The sequence below is a fragment of the Pseudomonas sp. TWRC1-2 genome, from assembly GCF_049896685.1.
Classification (GTDB): domain Bacteria; phylum Pseudomonadota; class Gammaproteobacteria; order Pseudomonadales; family Pseudomonadaceae; genus Aquipseudomonas.
On sequence record NZ_JAFCUU010000002.1, the window covers coordinates 60,687 to 76,142 of the forward strand.

Annotated in this window: 15 protein-coding genes, 1 tRNA gene and 2 pseudogenes; 5 read left to right on the forward strand and 13 right to left on the reverse strand. The window is 60.3% G+C overall.

Annotated features, from left to right (window positions below; all coding sequences use genetic code 11):
• Positions 1-2: 2 nt before the first annotated feature.
• The gene (locus tag ACP7B3_RS04595; RefSeq protein ID WP_426178175.1) at positions 3-1,334 is read left to right on the forward strand and encodes an LLM class flavin-dependent oxidoreductase; all 1,332 of its coding nucleotides are present in this window, start codon (positions 3-5) and stop codon (positions 1,332-1,334) included.
• Complete coding sequence (locus ACP7B3_RS04600) at positions 1,331-2,263, forward strand: sulfonate ABC transporter substrate-binding protein (protein ID WP_426178177.1); 933 nt, start codon at positions 1,331-1,333, stop codon at positions 2,261-2,263. Before ACP7B3_RS04595 ends, ACP7B3_RS04600 begins: the two co-directional genes overlap by 4 nt.
• Positions 2,264-2,426: 163 nt before the next feature.
• Here ACP7B3_RS04600 and fecE read toward each other — a convergent pair whose 3' ends face one another.
• The 6 genes from fecE to ACP7B3_RS04630 all read right to left on the reverse strand — a co-directional run bounded on the left by fecE (position 2,427) and on the right by ACP7B3_RS04630 (position 9,095).
• Entirely contained in the window at positions 2,427-3,218 is a 792-nt protein-coding gene (fecE, locus tag ACP7B3_RS04605; protein WP_416363029.1) for a Fe(3+) dicitrate ABC transporter ATP-binding protein FecE, read from the reverse strand.
• 4 nt (positions 3,219-3,222) lie between these two features.
• Positions 3,223-4,191 carry a FecCD family ABC transporter permease gene (locus ACP7B3_RS04610; RefSeq protein WP_145165875.1) on the reverse strand — a complete coding sequence of 323 codons (969 nt, stop codon included), beginning with the start codon at positions 4,189-4,191 and terminating at the stop codon, positions 3,223-3,225.
• A complete protein-coding gene (gene fecC, locus ACP7B3_RS04615) occupies positions 4,188-5,177 on the reverse strand; it encodes an iron-dicitrate ABC transporter permease FecC (protein WP_416363028.1) in 990 nt (329 codons plus the stop codon). The genes ACP7B3_RS04610 and fecC overlap by 4 nt, the downstream gene beginning before the upstream one ends.
• 2 nt (positions 5,178-5,179) lie before the next feature.
• Positions 5,180-6,094, reverse strand: a complete 915-nt coding sequence (locus tag ACP7B3_RS04620; protein ID WP_426178639.1) for a Fe(3+) dicitrate ABC transporter substrate-binding protein FecB — start codon at positions 6,092-6,094, stop codon at positions 5,180-5,182.
• Between the two features lie 375 nt (positions 6,095-6,469).
• On the reverse strand, positions 6,470-8,875 hold the full coding sequence (locus ACP7B3_RS04625; protein WP_426178180.1) for a TonB-dependent siderophore receptor: 2,406 nt from the start codon (positions 8,873-8,875) through the stop codon (positions 6,470-6,472).
• Between the two features lie 97 nt (positions 8,876-8,972).
• A complete protein-coding gene (locus ACP7B3_RS04630) occupies positions 8,973-9,095 on the reverse strand; it encodes a hypothetical protein (protein ID WP_426178182.1) in 123 nt (40 codons plus the stop codon).
• A 252-nt stretch (positions 9,096-9,347) separates the two neighbouring features.
• Between ACP7B3_RS04630 and ACP7B3_RS04635 the strand changes: the two genes are divergently transcribed.
• Complete coding sequence (locus ACP7B3_RS04635) at positions 9,348-9,974, forward strand: CatB-related O-acetyltransferase (RefSeq protein ID WP_145165871.1); 627 nt, start codon at positions 9,348-9,350, stop codon at positions 9,972-9,974.
• Between the two features lie 98 nt (positions 9,975-10,072).
• On the opposite strand, the gene ACP7B3_RS04640 is transcribed toward ACP7B3_RS04635, so the two are convergent.
• Positions 10,073-11,695, reverse strand: coding sequence for a methyl-accepting chemotaxis protein (locus ACP7B3_RS04640; RefSeq protein WP_426178184.1), 1,623 nt, complete (start codon positions 11,693-11,695; stop codon positions 10,073-10,075).
• A 494-nt stretch (positions 11,696-12,189) separates the two neighbouring features.
• Positions 12,190-12,756, reverse strand: coding sequence for a lysis protein (locus tag ACP7B3_RS04645; RefSeq protein ID WP_426178186.1), 567 nt, complete (start codon positions 12,754-12,756; stop codon positions 12,190-12,192).
• Positions 12,757-12,979: 223 nt separating this feature from the next.
• Here ACP7B3_RS04645 and ACP7B3_RS04650 point away from each other — a divergent pair, with 223 nt between their 5' ends.
• Entirely contained in the window at positions 12,980-13,513 is a 534-nt protein-coding gene (locus ACP7B3_RS04650) for a hypothetical protein (protein ID WP_426178188.1), read from the forward strand.
• Between the two features lie 34 nt (positions 13,514-13,547).
• On the opposite strand, the gene ACP7B3_RS04655 is transcribed toward ACP7B3_RS04650, so the two are convergent.
• The 4 genes and pseudogenes from ACP7B3_RS04655 to ACP7B3_RS04670 all read right to left on the reverse strand — a co-directional run.
• Positions 13,548-13,736: a hypothetical protein gene (locus ACP7B3_RS04655; RefSeq protein WP_262210325.1), complete on the reverse strand. Its 189-nt coding sequence runs from the start codon at positions 13,734-13,736 to the stop codon at positions 13,548-13,550.
• Positions 13,736-13,966 carry a DUF7681 family protein gene (locus tag ACP7B3_RS04660; RefSeq protein ID WP_426178190.1) on the reverse strand — a complete coding sequence of 77 codons (231 nt, stop codon included), beginning with the start codon at positions 13,964-13,966 and terminating at the stop codon, positions 13,736-13,738. The genes ACP7B3_RS04655 and ACP7B3_RS04660 overlap by 1 nt, the downstream gene beginning before the upstream one ends.
• Before the next feature lie 57 nt (positions 13,967-14,023).
• Complete coding sequence (locus tag ACP7B3_RS04665; protein WP_426178192.1) at positions 14,024-14,362, reverse strand: hypothetical protein; 339 nt, start codon at positions 14,360-14,362, stop codon at positions 14,024-14,026.
• Positions 14,362-14,490: pseudogene (locus ACP7B3_RS04670) on the reverse strand (chemotaxis protein); the annotation flags it as partial. The pseudogene ACP7B3_RS04670 and the gene ACP7B3_RS04665, both read right to left, overlap by 1 nt.
• Here ACP7B3_RS04670 and ACP7B3_RS04675 point away from each other — a divergent pair.
• Positions 14,484-15,266: pseudogene (locus ACP7B3_RS04675) on the forward strand (tyrosine-type recombinase/integrase); the annotation flags it as partial. The pseudogenes ACP7B3_RS04670 and ACP7B3_RS04675 sit on opposite strands and share 7 nt — an antisense overlap.
• Before the next feature lie 69 nt (positions 15,267-15,335).
• Here ACP7B3_RS04675 and ACP7B3_RS04680 read toward each other — a convergent pair.
• A tRNA-Pro gene (locus ACP7B3_RS04680) sits at positions 15,336-15,412 on the reverse strand.
• Positions 15,413-15,456: the final 44 nt, after the last annotated feature.

The window sequence follows — 15,456 nt, forward strand, 5'->3', positions numbered from 1 at the left end:
GCATGAGCCGTCAATTGAAACTCGGCGCCTTTCTCATGGCCACCGGGCACCACGTCGCCGCCTGGCGCCACCCGGACGTGCCGGCCGACGCCGGGCTGGATTTCGCCCAGTACAAACGCCTGGCGCAGATCGCCGAGGCGGCCAAGTTCGACGCGCTGTTTGTGGCCGACAGCATTGCCGCCGCCACGGGTGAGATCGCCAGCCAGATGGCGCGTTCGGATCACTTCGAGCCGCTGACGTTGCTCTCGGCGTTGAGTGCGGTAACGGCGCGAATCGGCCTGATCGCCACGGCGACCACCAGCTACAACGAGCCCTACCACGTGGCCCGCAAATTCGCCTCGCTGGACCACCTGTCCGGCGGGCGCGCCGGCTGGAACCTGGTGACCTCGGACAATGCCGCCGAGGCGCAGAACTTTGGCCGGGATGAGCACCTGGGCCATCGCGAGCGTTACAGCCGGGCGCGGGAATTTCATCAGGTGGTGACTGGCTTATGGGACAGTTGGGAAGACGACGCTTTTGTGCGCGACAAAGCCAGCGGCCACTACTATGACCCGACGAAACTGCATGTGCTGGACCACGTCGGCGAGCATTTCCGGGTCAAGGGCCCGTTGAACGTGGCCCGCTCGCCACAGGGCCAGCCGGTGGTCGTGCAGGCGGGTTCTTCCGAAGCCGGCCGGGAGCTGGCTGCGCAGACCGCCGACGTGGTGTTCACCGCGCAAACGTCGCTGGCCAATGCGCAGGCGTTTTATGCCGACCTCAAAGGGCGCCTGGGCGGCTACGGGCGTGAGGCCGACGCGCTGAAAATCATGCCCGGCGTGTTTGTGGTAGTGGGGCCAACCGAGGCTGAGGCACAGGCGAAATTCGAGGCGTTCCAGGCGTTGGTCGAGCCCGAGGTGGGCGTGGCTTTGCTGGGGCGAATGCTGGGTAATTTCGACCTGTCCAAGTACCCGTTGGACGGGCCGTTACCGCCGCTGCCATTGACCGACAGCGGGCAACGCAGCCGCCAGCAATTGCTCAGTGACCTGGCGCACCAGGAGCAACTGACGCTGGCACAACTGGGCCGGCGGATTGCCGGTGGTCGCGGGCATTACAGCCTGATCGGCACGCCGCTGCAGATTGCCGATGAGCTGCAACGCTGGTTCGAAAACGCTGCGGCCGATGGTTTCAATATCCTGGTGCCGCATTTGCCGGGAGGGCTTGAGGACTTTGCCCAGTGGGTGGTGCCCGAACTGCAGCGGCGCGGCCTGTTCCGGACCGACTACACCGGCAGCACACTCAGGGAACACCTCGGTTTAGTGCGCCCGGCGAATCGTTTCAAGGCGGCTCAGGCATGAAAATCCCTTTGCTGTTGCTGACCTTGCTGGCCGTCACCCACACCGCGCTGGCGGCCGACCCCGCCACCCTGCGCATCGGCTACCAGAAAGGCTCTATCGCCCTGGTACTCGCCAAGGAACACGGCTTGCTGGAAAAGCGCTTTGCACACACCGCGGTGAAATGGATCGAGTTTCCCGCCGGCCCGCAGATGCTTGAGGCACTGAACGTGGGCGCACTGGATGTAGGCTCTACCGGCGATATCCCGCCGCTGTTCGCGCAAGCGGCCGGTGCCGACCTGGTCTACATCGGCGCCGAACCGCCCAAGCCAACCGCCGAAACCCTCCTGGTGCGCAACGACAGCCCACTGCACTCGGTTGCCGACCTCAAGGGCAAGAAAGTGGCCTTCCAGAAGGGCTCCAGCTCCCACAACCTGATCCTGCGCGCCTTGAATAAAGCCGGCCTGCGCTATCAGGATATTCAACCGGTGTACTTGCCCCCGGCCGACGCACGCGCGGCGTTCGAGCAAGGCAGCGTGGACGCCTGGGCGATCTGGGAACCCTATTCGTCATTGGCTTTGAGCCAGAGCCCGAGCCATGTGCTGGCCAACGGCGAGGGCCTGGGTTTGTCGGGGCCGGTGTACACCGCACGGCGTGAGTATGCACAGGCGAACGGCGCGTTTATCCAAGCGCTGCTGGGTGAACTCAGTGCCGCCGAAGCGCTCACCCGCAGCGAACGTGAAGACAGCTTGAAGGTGCTGACCGCCTTTATGGGCCTGCCTGCCGAGGTGATTGCCCGCTATATGGATAACCGCCCGCCGTCGCCGATCCTGCCGATTGACGAGACGGTCATCCAGGCGCAGCAAGCGACGGCGGATCTGTTTTATCAGAACCGTTTGTTGCCCAAGGCCATTGAATTGAAGAAAGCCGTGTGGAGCGCTGAAGCCAACTGAGGCCAGGCCTTGTGGGAGCGGGATTGCTCGCGAATAGAGCGTGTCAGCCAACACATCAGGTGGCTGACCCACCGCATTCGCGAGCAAGCCCGCTCCCACAGTTTTAACTGCATTTCACATCAAGCCACGCAGGGCATGGTGGTCAGTAGCAAGTTGAGTGGCGTCAGGCTTGATTTCGGGTGCTTTTTTCCACGAGACACATCGGTGTGCCGGCCACCGGCTCGCGCATGATCTGCACCTGCACATCGAATACTTGACGCATCAGTTCGGCGCTGATCACTTCGGCGGGCGCGCCGTGCGCGACCAGTTTGCCGCCGTGCATCACCGCCAGGTGGTCGGCATAGCGGCAGGCCTGGTTGATGTCGTGGAGCACGGTGATCACGGTCTTGCCTTCGGCGGCCAGTTCGCCCATCAGGTCGAGCAGTTCGACCTGGTGACTGATGTCGAGGTAGGTGGTGGGTTCGTCGAGCAGCACCACCGGTGCGTTCTGCGCCAGCACCATCGCCAGCCACGCGCGTTGGCGCTGGCCTCCGGACAGGTCCGCCAGGGCACGGTCGGCAAGGGCGTCGAGCTCCAGGCGCTGCATGGCTTGGGTCACGTGGGCCTGGTCGTTGCCGCTCAGGCGCCCCCACAGCGAGTTATGCGGGCTGCGGCCATAAGCGATCAGTTGGCGCACGCTGACGCCTTCCGGCACCGGCAGCACCTGGGGCAAAAATGCGATCTGTTGTGCCAACTGACGAGCGGACAGGCTGGCGTAGGCTTGATCCCCCAACGTCAACTCGCCCTGGCTTGGCTTGAGGATGCGCGCGAAGGCCTTGAGCAAGGTGGACTTGCCGCAGCCATTGGGTCCGATCAACGCAGTGACACGCCCCGGTGGCGGCGCGAACGACAAACCCTGCACGATGCGCGTGGCGCCGTAGCCGATATCGAGTTGATGTGCTTTTAAAATGCTCATGTCATCAGCCCTTGAACCGTGCCAGCAACCAAAGAAAATACGGCGCGCCAATCACCGCCGTCAGCACCCCCGCAGGGATTTCGCTGGGCGCGATCAACGTGCGCCCGAGGGTGTCGGCCAGCACCAGCAACAGCGCGCCGATCAGCATCGCCGCCGGCAGCAGATACAGGTGATGCCCTCCGACCAGCCGCCGCGCCATGTGCGGCGCGACCAGGCCGATAAACCCAATCGGCCCGATCACCCCCACGCCGAGGCTGGTCAGGACCACCGCGCACGCCATCGCCAACCAACGCGTGCGGGTCAGTGCGGTGCCCAGGCTGTGGGCGGCTTCGTCACCCAGGGCGATCAGGTTCAGCGGTTTGGCCAGGCACAGGCCCAACGGAATCAGCAGCAGAAACGGCAACACCAGCGCCACGTGGTGCCAGTTGCGGCTCCACAAACTGCCGGTCAATGCGAGCAAGGCGGTGTTGATATCCAGCGGATGGGAGAGGATCAGAAATTCAGTAACGCTGGACAACGTGACCGCAATCGCCACGCCCGACAGCGCGAAACGCACCCCGGAAAAACTCACGCCGGTGTTGTACAGCGCGAGCAGCAAGGCGCCACCGGCACCGCCGAGGCAGGCCACCAGGGGCAACCAGGCAATCGGCATGTGCGGCCATCCGATGATCGCCACCGTCAGTGCCAGCCCGGCGCCCTGAGTGACGCCGAGGATTTCCGGCGAGGCCAGCGGGTTGCGAATCACACCCTGGACAATCGCCCCGGCCAGGCCGAACGCGCAGCCGGCGAGGATGGCGATCAGGCTGCGTGGCAGGCGATGGTTCCACACTTCGAAGTCGAGGGCGTTGTGGGCCAGCAGACGGTCCAGCACCGTTTCCGGGGTGAGCCACACCGTGCCGGCACTGAGGCTGACACCGGTCGCGACCAGCAACATGCCGAGCAACAGCCATAGGCGTAATCGGGGTTGGGTCATAGCGCGCGCCTGGCAAGAAAGAGGAAGAACGGCGCACCGATCAGCGCGGTCACCACACCCGCCGGGGTTTCCACCGGAAAGGCCACAGCGCGGCTGAGCAAGTCGGCGCCGAGCACGATCGCCGCGCCCAGGGCTGCACTCAGCGGGATCAGCCAGCGGTAGTCATTGCCGAGAAATTGCCGAATGATATTCGGCGCGATCAGCCCGACAAAACCGATGGGGCCGACGGCACAGACGCTGGCCCCCACCAGCAACAGGCTGGCGAAAAATACCTGCAGACGCAGGCTGGCGATGCCCACGCCCAGCGAGCGTGCAGCGTCTTCGCCCAGGTTGATCAGGTTCAGGCGCGGCGCGCACCACAGCGCCCACAGGCCGCCGATCAAGGTGCAAGGCCAGAGTAATTGCACCTGGGCCGCGCCGACGTTCGCCAGGGAGCCGGCCAGCCAGTTCAGCACGCTTTGTGCCTGAGCCTCGACCAGAATCACCGTGAGCCGCGTCAATGCTGCGCACAGCGCCGCCACGGCCACGCCGGCCAATACCAGCCGGCCTTGGGCGGTGGCGGGCGACCACGCACCGCCCAGACTGAACACGGTAATCCAGGCCAATGCGCCGCCCACGCAGGTCATCAACAATGCGCCGCCGGCAAAGGGTGGCGCGACCAAGCCGGTCGAGAACAATGCCAACCCCAGCGCCGCACCCGCCGTTACACCAAACAGCGACGGCGATGCCAGGCGGTTGCGGGTAATGCCCTGCATCAGTGCACCGGCCAGGCCCAGGCAAGCCCCGACCAAGGCCGCGCATACCGCTCGCGGCACCCGCAACTGGGCGACGATATAGGCCATATTGCCGCCCACGCTGCCCTGGTGAACCAAGCCATTCCAGGCATCCGCCGCCGTGAGGGTGAACGGCGACCAGCTGTACAAAGAGAGCCAGAACAATAAAGCGCCCAGCAGCACGATACTCGCTGCCGCGAGACTTCGGCCCATGCTTATTGGCTCAGTACGGCTTTGCCGCCTTTGAGAATGGCCAGGGCGTCTTCGGCGATCTGCTCCGAGGCCAACACACCGCGATTGCGCGCCCAGCTGTCGCCGTCGACTTCGGCCACATGGTGGTTACGCACCGCACCAAGCACTTGCCACAGCGGCTGCTTGCTCCAGGTGTCGACGATGCTTGGGCGGCGGTAGTGACCGACCAGCAACCAGCCCGGATCCAGCGCGAGCAATTGCTCCAGGCTGACAAACTCGGTGGGGGCGGCGTTGGCGCGCACCGAAGGTACTTTCAGGCCAATGGCTTGCAGCACGCTGCCGGCATAGGAGTCCGGGCCGTGCACGGAAAAGCTGTCTTCCCGGGCGACGCCGAACAGCACGCTGGCACCGGCGGGTATCTGCTTGGCAATCGCCTGCAAATGCTCGCGGTTCTGCGCAATACGCGCCTCCATCTGCGGGCTTTTGCCCAGGGCCTTGCCGATCAGTTCGGCGGATTTGAGGCTGCCCTGGTAATCCTCGCCACGCGAAGGCAACAGCAAGGTTGGCGCGATGCTCGACAGGTCGCTGTACAGCGCCTGGTGGCGATTGAGGTCGGCGACGATCAGGTCCGGCTTGAGCCGGGCGATCTCCTCGATGCTCGGCTGCGAGCGCAGGCCCACGGATGTCCATTGGCCGATGGCCTGGCGCACGCGTGGCAGCACTCGGTTGGCGTCGCCATCATCGGCAGCGCCTACGGGCGTAACGTCAACAGCGGCGAGGCTGTCGAGAAAGGAAAACTCCAGCACCACCACGCGCTTGGGCACATCCGGCAAGTGCACTGCGTGCTGACCATCATTGAGGTCGATGGGCGCAGCGCTTAACACACTGGACGAGAACGCCAGGAGGCAGGCGGCAAGGGTCGGGATGGAGCGCAGCATTCGCATGACAGGGACCTCGGCGTTGGAACACCCCGGCTGGACAGGCTGGGGAAAACGGCGGGTACTATTCCATATCGGGGCGATGCAATCAAAAAACATTCTTATTAACGCTTTTTCATTTACAGGCGCTGTACATCCTGTTGGCAGTTGGGCTGCTGTGGCGAGCGGTGGCCGTTGTGGTGAGCGGGCTTGTTGTGGCGAGCGGGCTTGCCCCGCGTTGGGCTGCGCAGCAGCCCCTATTCAGTCACCGCAGTTTTTTCAGTCAGAACTCATTGGCAGGTTTTGGGGCCGCTTCGCAGCCCAACGCGGGGCAAGCCCGCTCGCCACATCAAGCCCGCTTGCCACGACAAGCCCATTCGCCCTCAAGTTGCGCAGTTAGAAGTCGACGGTGGCCGAAAGCAAGTACGTACGCGGTGTCGACAGGGTCAGCCCCGGTTCGCTGTCATCCGAGGCCCCGGCCGAGCTCCAGTAGCGTTTATCGGCGACGTTCTCGATATTGGCGCGCAAGGTGATGTGTTTGTCATCCACCTTGAAGGCGTAACGCGCGCCAACGTCGATGCGGTTCCAGGCATCAATTTCCTTCACGTTGGACTGATCCAGGTATTGCGAGCTGGAATAAATGCCCCGGCTGGTCAGGGTCAAACCCTCGAGCGTCGGCACATCCCATTCCGCCCCCAGGTTCACGTTGTACTTGGGCGTGGCCGGTGCGCGGTTGCCGTCGTAGGTGCCGTTGGTGGTATGGGTCAGCTCGCTGTCGATGTACATCACGCCACCGAGCAGGCGAAAGCCCTTGAGCGGCTCGCCAAACACACTCAGCTCCACCCCGTCGTTCTGGCGTTTGCCGTTGGGGCCGAACACCCGCGTGGTGGCGTTGGTCTCATAGGCTGGCTGTTTGATGCGGAACACGGCGGCGGTGACGGCAAAGGCGCCCGCGTCGTATTTGGCACCGACTTCGACCTGGCGGCTGATGAACGGCGGGAAGATTTCGTCTTCGTTGATCGAGGTAGAAGGTGCGATTTTGCCCTGGCTCAGGCCTTCCATATAGTTGGCATACAGCGACAACGTGTCGGTGGCCTTGAAGAGGATGCCACCCGACGGCGAGACTTTTTCCTCGTCATAGGCAGTGTCACCTTTGACGTTGTCGGTCCAGTCATCCACCTTCACCCGCTGCCAGCGCGCGCCGAGGGTCAGCAGCAATCGGTCGTCAAAGAAACCCAGGGTGTCGGACAGCGCGACACCGCTGAACTTATTCTCTGTGTAGACCTTGGAATCGAAGCGCGTCGGCCGCGAGGGGGTCGGGGTTTGCACGGGGTCGTAAAGGTTACTTGGCGCCGCCGCGTACCGCGCCCCGCCATTTTCAAAGTCCATATAGAAGTAGCTGGCAGCCAGGTTGAGCTCATGGCTGACGGGGCCGGTGTGCAACCAACTGCGCACTCCCGCCGTGGCGGTACGCACGTTTTCGTCACGGGTGAAATCACGCGGCTGCACGCTGAAATCCCCAGCGTTGTTGGTGACGGACACTGCGTGGCGCAGGAAGTCGTGATTACTTTTCCGCGCGCCAACACCGCCGTAGAGCATCACGCTATCAGTGAGGTCGAACTCGCCGTTGACGGTGCCGAACGTATCGTTGGTGCTGGCCTTGCTCCAGGGTTGCGCGTAGTTGCGGCGCACATCGCTGGCACTCGGCACGCGGGCATTCGGGCCGATCTGGACACGCTCCTGCGGGGCATCGGTGTCACGCTCGGTGTGACCGATGTCTGTGGAAAGGCGCAGACGTTCGCCACGAAAATCCAGGCCCAGTACGGCCATCTCACGGTCGACACTCTGGTGGTCCCATTCGGTGTCGCCAGACTGCTTCACGCCGTTGAAACGGATGCCGAATTTGTTGTCCTCACCAAAGCGCCGGCCCACGTCCACCGCACCGCCAGCCTGGCTGCCGGAAGCCCAGGTGCCGGTAAACGAATTGATGTCTTTGTCGGTGGCGCGCTTGGGCACCACGTTGATTCCGCCGCCGACGCTGCCGCGTGGTGAGATGCCGTTGATCAACTGGCTCGGGCCTTTGAGGATATCGACGCGCTCGGCCATTTCCATGTCGATGGTGTACGTCGGCAACACGCCGTACAGGCCGTTGTAGGCCACATCACTGTTGAACAGACTGAATCCGCGAATGGTGAACTGCTCATAGCGCCCGCCGGCCGGGTTGGTAGCGCGCACTGAGGGGTCACTGGCGATCAGGTCGCCGAGGGTGCGCGCCTGCTGGTTCTTCACCGCTTCCTCGGTGTAGGTGGTCATGCTGAACGGCGTTTCCATGAAGTCCCGCGAACCGAGCAAGCCCTGCGAGCCACGACGCGCCACTTGCCCGCCAGCGTAGGTATCGCCGCCCTCCTGCCCCGCGCTGCCGATGATTGACGTCGGCGCCAATTGCAGGCTGCTGCCTTCGGGCGCCGGCACCAGCCTGTACGCCTGCTCACCCATCGGTTGCAACTGCAGGCCGGAGCCTTGCAACAGGTAAGCAAAGCCCTCCTCCACGCCATATTCGCCGGCCAGGCCACTGCTGCTGCGACCGCTGACCAACGCAGGATCTACCGACAGATTAACCCCCGACAACCCGGCGAAACGGGTCAGCGCCGCGCTCAGGCTGCCAGCCGGCACCTGGTAGCTGCGCCGAGCACTGCTGTCTTCGGCGTAGCTGATCGGGACGAATAATGGGCTGGCACTGAGGCTCAGCATCAGGCTCAAGTTCAATAACGGGCGCAGGCGCAAGGGTGGGACGGCGGGCATTGGCGGAAGCTCTCGATTTGATTCACTTGCCATGAATGACAGGCGAGGTGAAAAAAAGGGACAGGCATCGGCGATTTTTTTTCAGGCAATGAAGCGCTCAACTGACCGGTACTTTTAGCCCCACCTTGACCCGGTCCAGCGCCTGGTATTCCCGCAGGCTGGCGACATTCAGTATCAGCACGAAATCCACTTCGCCGATGACGGGGTAGCAATGGTGCACCTGGGACAGGATCGACCCGTCGAAACCGTCCAGGACCAGGGTGTGGAAGAAGGTCAGTGGGTGCGCCTGGCGTGCCTGATTAACGCTGCTGGTGACGTTGATGGGACTGTTGCTGCTGGCGGTGGTTGGCAGTTAAACGCTTACGTGCCAGGGTTCTCCCGGCCATTACCCTGCGCATTTTCGTCTTGCATAGAAGCCACCCATTGCTCAGGATGGCGACCTGATTTCAACCTCTGCAAGAAGGCTCGACGCATGAAACTATTGCGTAAATGGCGCGAACACCAAGCGCGCAAGGCATTGCGCGCGCTCTCCCCCCTGGAGCGTTCGACGCAGAAACTGCGCAACCGTTACCCCGACTACAGCTTTGGCATAGGGACCTACGGGGACCTGAAGGTTCACGACTGGCATGAAGGCACGACCTTGCGCGTGGGCGCCTACACGTCCATTGCCGGCAATGTCGAAGTGTACCTGGGAGGCCATCATCGCACCGATTGGCTCAGTTGCTACCCCTTCCCGGCCAAGGTCAAAAGCCTTGCGCACATCACTGATTTTGGTGGCAGCAAGGGCGACGTGATCATTGGCAATGATTGCTGGATCAGCTCGCACGCGAAGATTCTGTCCGGCGTCACCATCGGCAATGGCGCGGTCGTCGCGGCCGGCTCGATTGTGACCAAGGACGTTGCCCCTTACGCCATCGTGGGCGGCAACCCCGCCAGACATATCCGCTGGCGCTTCGATGAGCCCACCCGCCAGATCCTCGAACAGTCCGCCTGGTGGGAATGGCCGGAAACCGAGGTGCGCGCGATCGCTCATTTGCTGTGCAGCACGGATATCGACCCGTTTGTGGATTACCTCAAGCAGCGCGCCACTGGCGCCTGACGGGTGCCAACAGGCAGCCCACGGAAAAAATAGCGCGCATGAAAAAGCCCAACCTTTGCAGGTTGGGCTTGATCAAGAATATGGTTTCTGCCACTCCATTACAGACGAAACCGACCTACTTCCTGTTTAAGTCCTATCGCCAACTGATTCAAATCGTTGCTGGTGCGCAGAAGATCTTGCACAGACTGATTATTTTGCTCAGCCATCTGTGCAGATCGTTCGACGTTACGTGCGACGTCCTGACTTGCAGCTGTTTGCTCACGCAAGGCCAAAGAAATCTGTTCGACCACCTCGAGCACTTGGCCAGAGCTTTGACTAATTTCGGTAATAGCCTTGCCAGCTGACTCCGCCATTTCCACACCCTGGCTAACTTCCATCACGCCGCTGCGCATACTCTCCACAGTCTCACGGACTCCGAGTTGGATCTTGTCGATCATGCCGGCAATTTCCTGGGTAGATTTACCGGTGTTCTGCGCGAGCAACCGTACCTCGTCGGCGACTACTGCAAAGCCGCGGCCTTGTTCACCCGCTCGAGCAGCCTCAATGGCAGCGTTGAGGGCGAGGAGATTGGTTTGATCTGCGATGCCTTGAATAACACTGATAATGGTAGATATCTGCTCGGAATGGTGGCCCAACTCTGACACTTTGGTTGAGGCATGCTGCACGGTCTTCGCGATACCATTCATGCTAGTCAGTGTGTTCTGGATGACAGTGGATCCATCTATTGATTGCTGACCAGAGCGATGAGCGAGTCCGCCGGCCTCGCCTGCGTTGTTGGATACATGGTTGATACTTACCGTAAGTTCTTCAACCGTGGCCGCCATCGCGGATGCCGAGTTTGATTGTTCGTTTACCGCGCTGGAAAGCTGCTCCGAAGCTCCTGAAATCTTCTGTACGGATTCAATCAATTGACTGGCAGCTTGATTGATCTGCTGAATCATTTCCCGCAGGCGCGTTTGCATGCGATCAAATGCCCTGGGCAGTTCATCGCTGCTGCTGGTATCAATCACGGTGTCCAATCTACCTTCGGCAACCGCTGTCGCCGCGTCTATAGCCACTTGCAGGCGGGCGCGCGTGGTGCGGCCTAAAGCATAGGCGAGGATGACCGCCAAAAAGGCCGCAATCAAACCACCGGCCACCAGAATCGTAATCGCGCGATCCTTGGCGTTGTTCATCTCTTGAGTGCGGCTTGCCAACAGAACGTCTTCTGCCTGCGATAGCTCTGCAATAATGCCGCGCATGCCATCCATTTTGGCTTTGTCTGCGCCGCTGCTTATGCGCTGATTCAGCGAATCACCGGAGGTGCCGCTTTGCGTCAGCTCACGCCGTTGCGCGATGATCGAATGAACGTCTTCGTCCAGCCACCGCTTTTGTAGCTGCTCCAATGAGGCAAGCCGTTTCTGCTGCTCGGCGTTATCAATCGTCAGTTCTTTGAGCGTCGCAAGACTGCTAGAGAATTTACTTTCACCGGCAATCTGGGGCTCAAGAAAGTTGTCCTTGCCGGTGATGACGAAGCCGCGCATACCGGTCTCGATATTGATCAACTGTTCAAGGGCTATCTTGGACTGACTTAACACGCGATAACTGTGGACGTTGCTGCTGATCGCACTGTCGACCTGTCCAAACCCACGGTATGCGCTGATGACAAGGATGCCCAACAGAAACACGATGGCGGCAAAGCTGAGGTAGAGCTTTTGGGAAATACTGAGTTTGCTATACATATGTATGCTCGAATGGTGGAGCATCCTTGGCTCGGACTTTTAGATTTTTAATGCAAAGATCGAATGATGTCGTATCGACATCACTCTTTATCGACTGCTAGTGCCCTAGCTTGAGTGGCGCTCTCAACAGGCATCAAATTTACTGGAGTGCGCCTTAAGACATGAGTCTGGGCATCACGTTTAGTCAACGGAAAGCCCCCCATAGCAGGCTGCCACCCCTCACGGGAAGCGGAGCCAAAGCTGCAGAATGGTTGGAGTCCGCTCGATCACTGCTTGTCTCCCACTCATAACCTGTAGCCGCTGGTGGACCGGTGATCGAGCTTCTAGCAAAACAATGGCTCATTGACATCATCGCAACCATCCGACAACCTCTATTTAAGTGTAGGAATGTTGAAACAGCGGTTAGGAAAACCCCTACCCCAATGCGCTGGTCACAAAATCGACGGCAGCGATGAGCAAGACAAAAGCGCCAAAAAGGACTGCTTATCCATAACTTAATAACTCCTCCAGTGCGAAGTTAAAATGCTTTTCACATAACCCTGACAGGCCCGCAGCGCGATCAATCCTTGGTCGTCGGCGTCGGTGATGCCGATAATTCTTTGAACATGCGCTGGGTCAAGTTGGGCTCGACGGGCTGCATGAACCACGCCGACGGTGCCGGCGGCGGTAGGCACGTTGCAGCCACTGGCTGGATCGTCGGCAAGGAGGACTGACAGCCGCACATCAGCAGTAGCAAGACGGTCACGCAGGAGAGCCTGGTTGCGCTGAGCATCGGATAGTTCTCGAGTGTGTTGTTGGTCCTGGGCCGCGAGATCCTGCTCGATGGCCAGGCGCTTGTTCTGTTCTGCGCGGGCTTGCGCGCTGGCGGCTTTAGCTATTGCGGCCAAATCATCCTTGTGCAGGCCGGCCTGCTCGGCGAACCAATCACGCATCTGTTGCTCCATCCGGGCTTTCTGCCAACCGCCGGCGCGGAACGCTACCTGTTCGGCCTGGCCAAGAACTGTTCTGCCCTGCTTCTCGAAGCTCGATGACGCCCACATCACCCGGATGTCTGCATCCAATAGGTGGGCATGGTCTTCGTTGTGAATGCTACCGGTTCGGCAAGGATCTCGGCCTGGAGCCAGTCCCACACCTCTGGAGCTGGGGTCAGGCGAATATTGTGAGAAGACAAAATCTAAGGGATCGAGCAACGAAGCAGCAGGCATCGGCCTTTTCACGACTCCCCCATAACGTCTTTGAGATGGTAGGTTCTCGTGTGTAACGAACGACCTAGAGCTTAATGAAATGAAAGACCTGAGCCATCAAAAACCTAAGCCCCCAAGATTCAAACTTCTTAGCTTGCTAAAGGACGGGACGTGGTTTGCAAGCTTCACAGTACTGTTAATTTTTGCGATCAATGTCGTAGATGAACGAAGTCAACTTAGAAGCGACGTCAAACACCTGACTGACACGTTGGCGGAGGTGAGAAAGGACCTTGAGTCAGCTCACCTCGAAAACAAGCAGCTCAACGATTCACTGCTCCAAAGCCGAATTGATCTCGCCACGAAAGAGGTTCGTCTCGAAGAGTTCGATAAACAACTCGCCTCCATCAATCGGGACGCTTTGAACTCTAAGGCAGAAGCTGAAACCTACAAAGCACTCACGGCATCTGATAAACGCTGCGAACCCTACAGGCAAGATATTTCAAGACTGGAGAGCAAACTCGCTATATCGGCACTGGATGTATTCTCGACTCGAGGAGAGCAGCGCAAAGAGACACTGGCGGCGCTGGAACGGAGCAAAGACTCATTGGATGCTTGCATGGGGATAAAACGTTAACTGCCTGATCTCACCCCAGCTCCTTAACGGCTATTCAACTCACCATGATGTGGGTTTGTACGTGTGCGTGCCCATGCAGCTCCGCGACGATCAGCCCTTGAGGGATTCCGGCGACCCGAGCAGCGTCGACCGCCTTGGCGATGGCCACATCCAGGTCGGTCAGTGCCTTGTTGATGTCCTGGCTCATCGGCAGCGCGTGGCGCAGGCGGGTTACGTTGCTCATCAGCTGAACGGATCGGCAGGTTTAGCGATCGAGCGCACAAACCACATGAAACCCTGCTGCAGATTGGACTTTGCCAACGCTAACAGTCGCGGGTCAACGCCTTCAATCTGGCCGATCTGCTTGAACAGCTCGCCGGCGTCGGCTTCCAGAGCTTTGATCGAGTTCATGCCGTCGATCTCGGACTGACTCAGGTCGCGGTAGCCGGTGATTTTCTTGTGCTGTTTATCCATGGGGGATTCCTCATGATTGCGCGCCACGATTTGGCGCATTCGAAAACGTGGCGCGGATTACGGCGCCTGCCGCTCTACCGCTTCGCTGACCTTCTCGGCCGCCTTGCTAGCGGTATCAGCCACTTGGACTGCGGAGCGTGAAGCGTCTTGCACCTTCACTGCAGCGTCCTGGGTCTTCTCGGCCAGGGTAGTCAGTCGCAGGTCGCGCTTGCCCAGTGCGGCGTCGTAAGCGGCGCGAACCTCGGCAAGCTGTTTGGTCTGCTCGCTACTGGCGGACCACACGCCGGCTTGGTAGCCAAGTGTCAGCCCGCCGAACACCAGCAGGATCGCAATGACCCATACTTCGGCGCGCCGCCACCAATGGCGGGCGATGAAGTTGATTGCGCATCTGTCCATCAGTTGATGCCTCCCAGCTTGGTTCGCAGTCGGGCGATCTCTTCGCTCTGCGAGATGACCGTTGCCGTGAGCTGCGCGACCTGGCTTGTGAGGGATTCGATCTTCCCTTCCATGCGCCCTACTGCAGCGCGTCGTCAGGATTTTGAACCTATGCCACCGCAAGTGGCACGATGCTGAAAAGCGGCCGTGGCTGGAGAGCGTGCCGATGATATCGATGCTTGAGGAAAAGAGGTCTGCCCGGAAACCCTACCCGATGTCCTGGGAAGAGCAGGCGATTCTGTTCCCTGAACTGCCGGATCACCTGTTGAGGATGGCCCTCTACAAGGTAAACACGGGGTGCCGGGAGCAGGAAGTGTGCAAGTTGAAATGGGAATGGGAGATACGGGTGCCTGATCTGAACACCAGCGTGTTTCTGATACCTGCCGGATTCGGCGGGCGAAGTAATAAAGCAGGTGTGAAGAACGGCGATGAACGCCTGGTGATCCTGAACAGAGTGGCGATGAACATCATCGACAAGCAACGCGGCCTGCACAAAGACCTGGTGTTCCCCTACGGACAGCCAGATCAATATGGGGCCACTACCATGGACAGAATGAACGACTCCGCCTGGAGGAAGGCCAGGAAGCGCGCGGCGGACAAGTGGGAGGTAGCCAACCAGTCGCCGGCGCATCCAGGGTTCAGGGCTTTCCGCGTTCACGACTTGAAGCACACCGTCGGCAGAAGACTACGTGCAGCAGGCGTGTCAGAGGAAGATAGGAAGGCATTGTTGGGGCATAAGAACGGCAGCATCACCAGCCACTATTCTACCCCGGAGCTGCAGCACCTGATTGAGGCTGCGAACAAAGTGTCGGCAACTGACTCTAGGGGGCCAGCGCTGACTATCTTGAGAAGGAAATCGGGCTGATCCCCCGCAAAAGTCCCTACGCATGAAAAAGCCGAACTGGTTAGAGTTCGGCTAAGTCATTGAAAAATATGGTCGGGACGGAGTGATTCGAACACTCGACCCCTAGCACCCCATGCTAGTGCGCTACCGGACTGCGCTACGCCCCGACTAGGCGTGTTACTGGGTTCGCTTCGCTACGAAGCGATCCGGA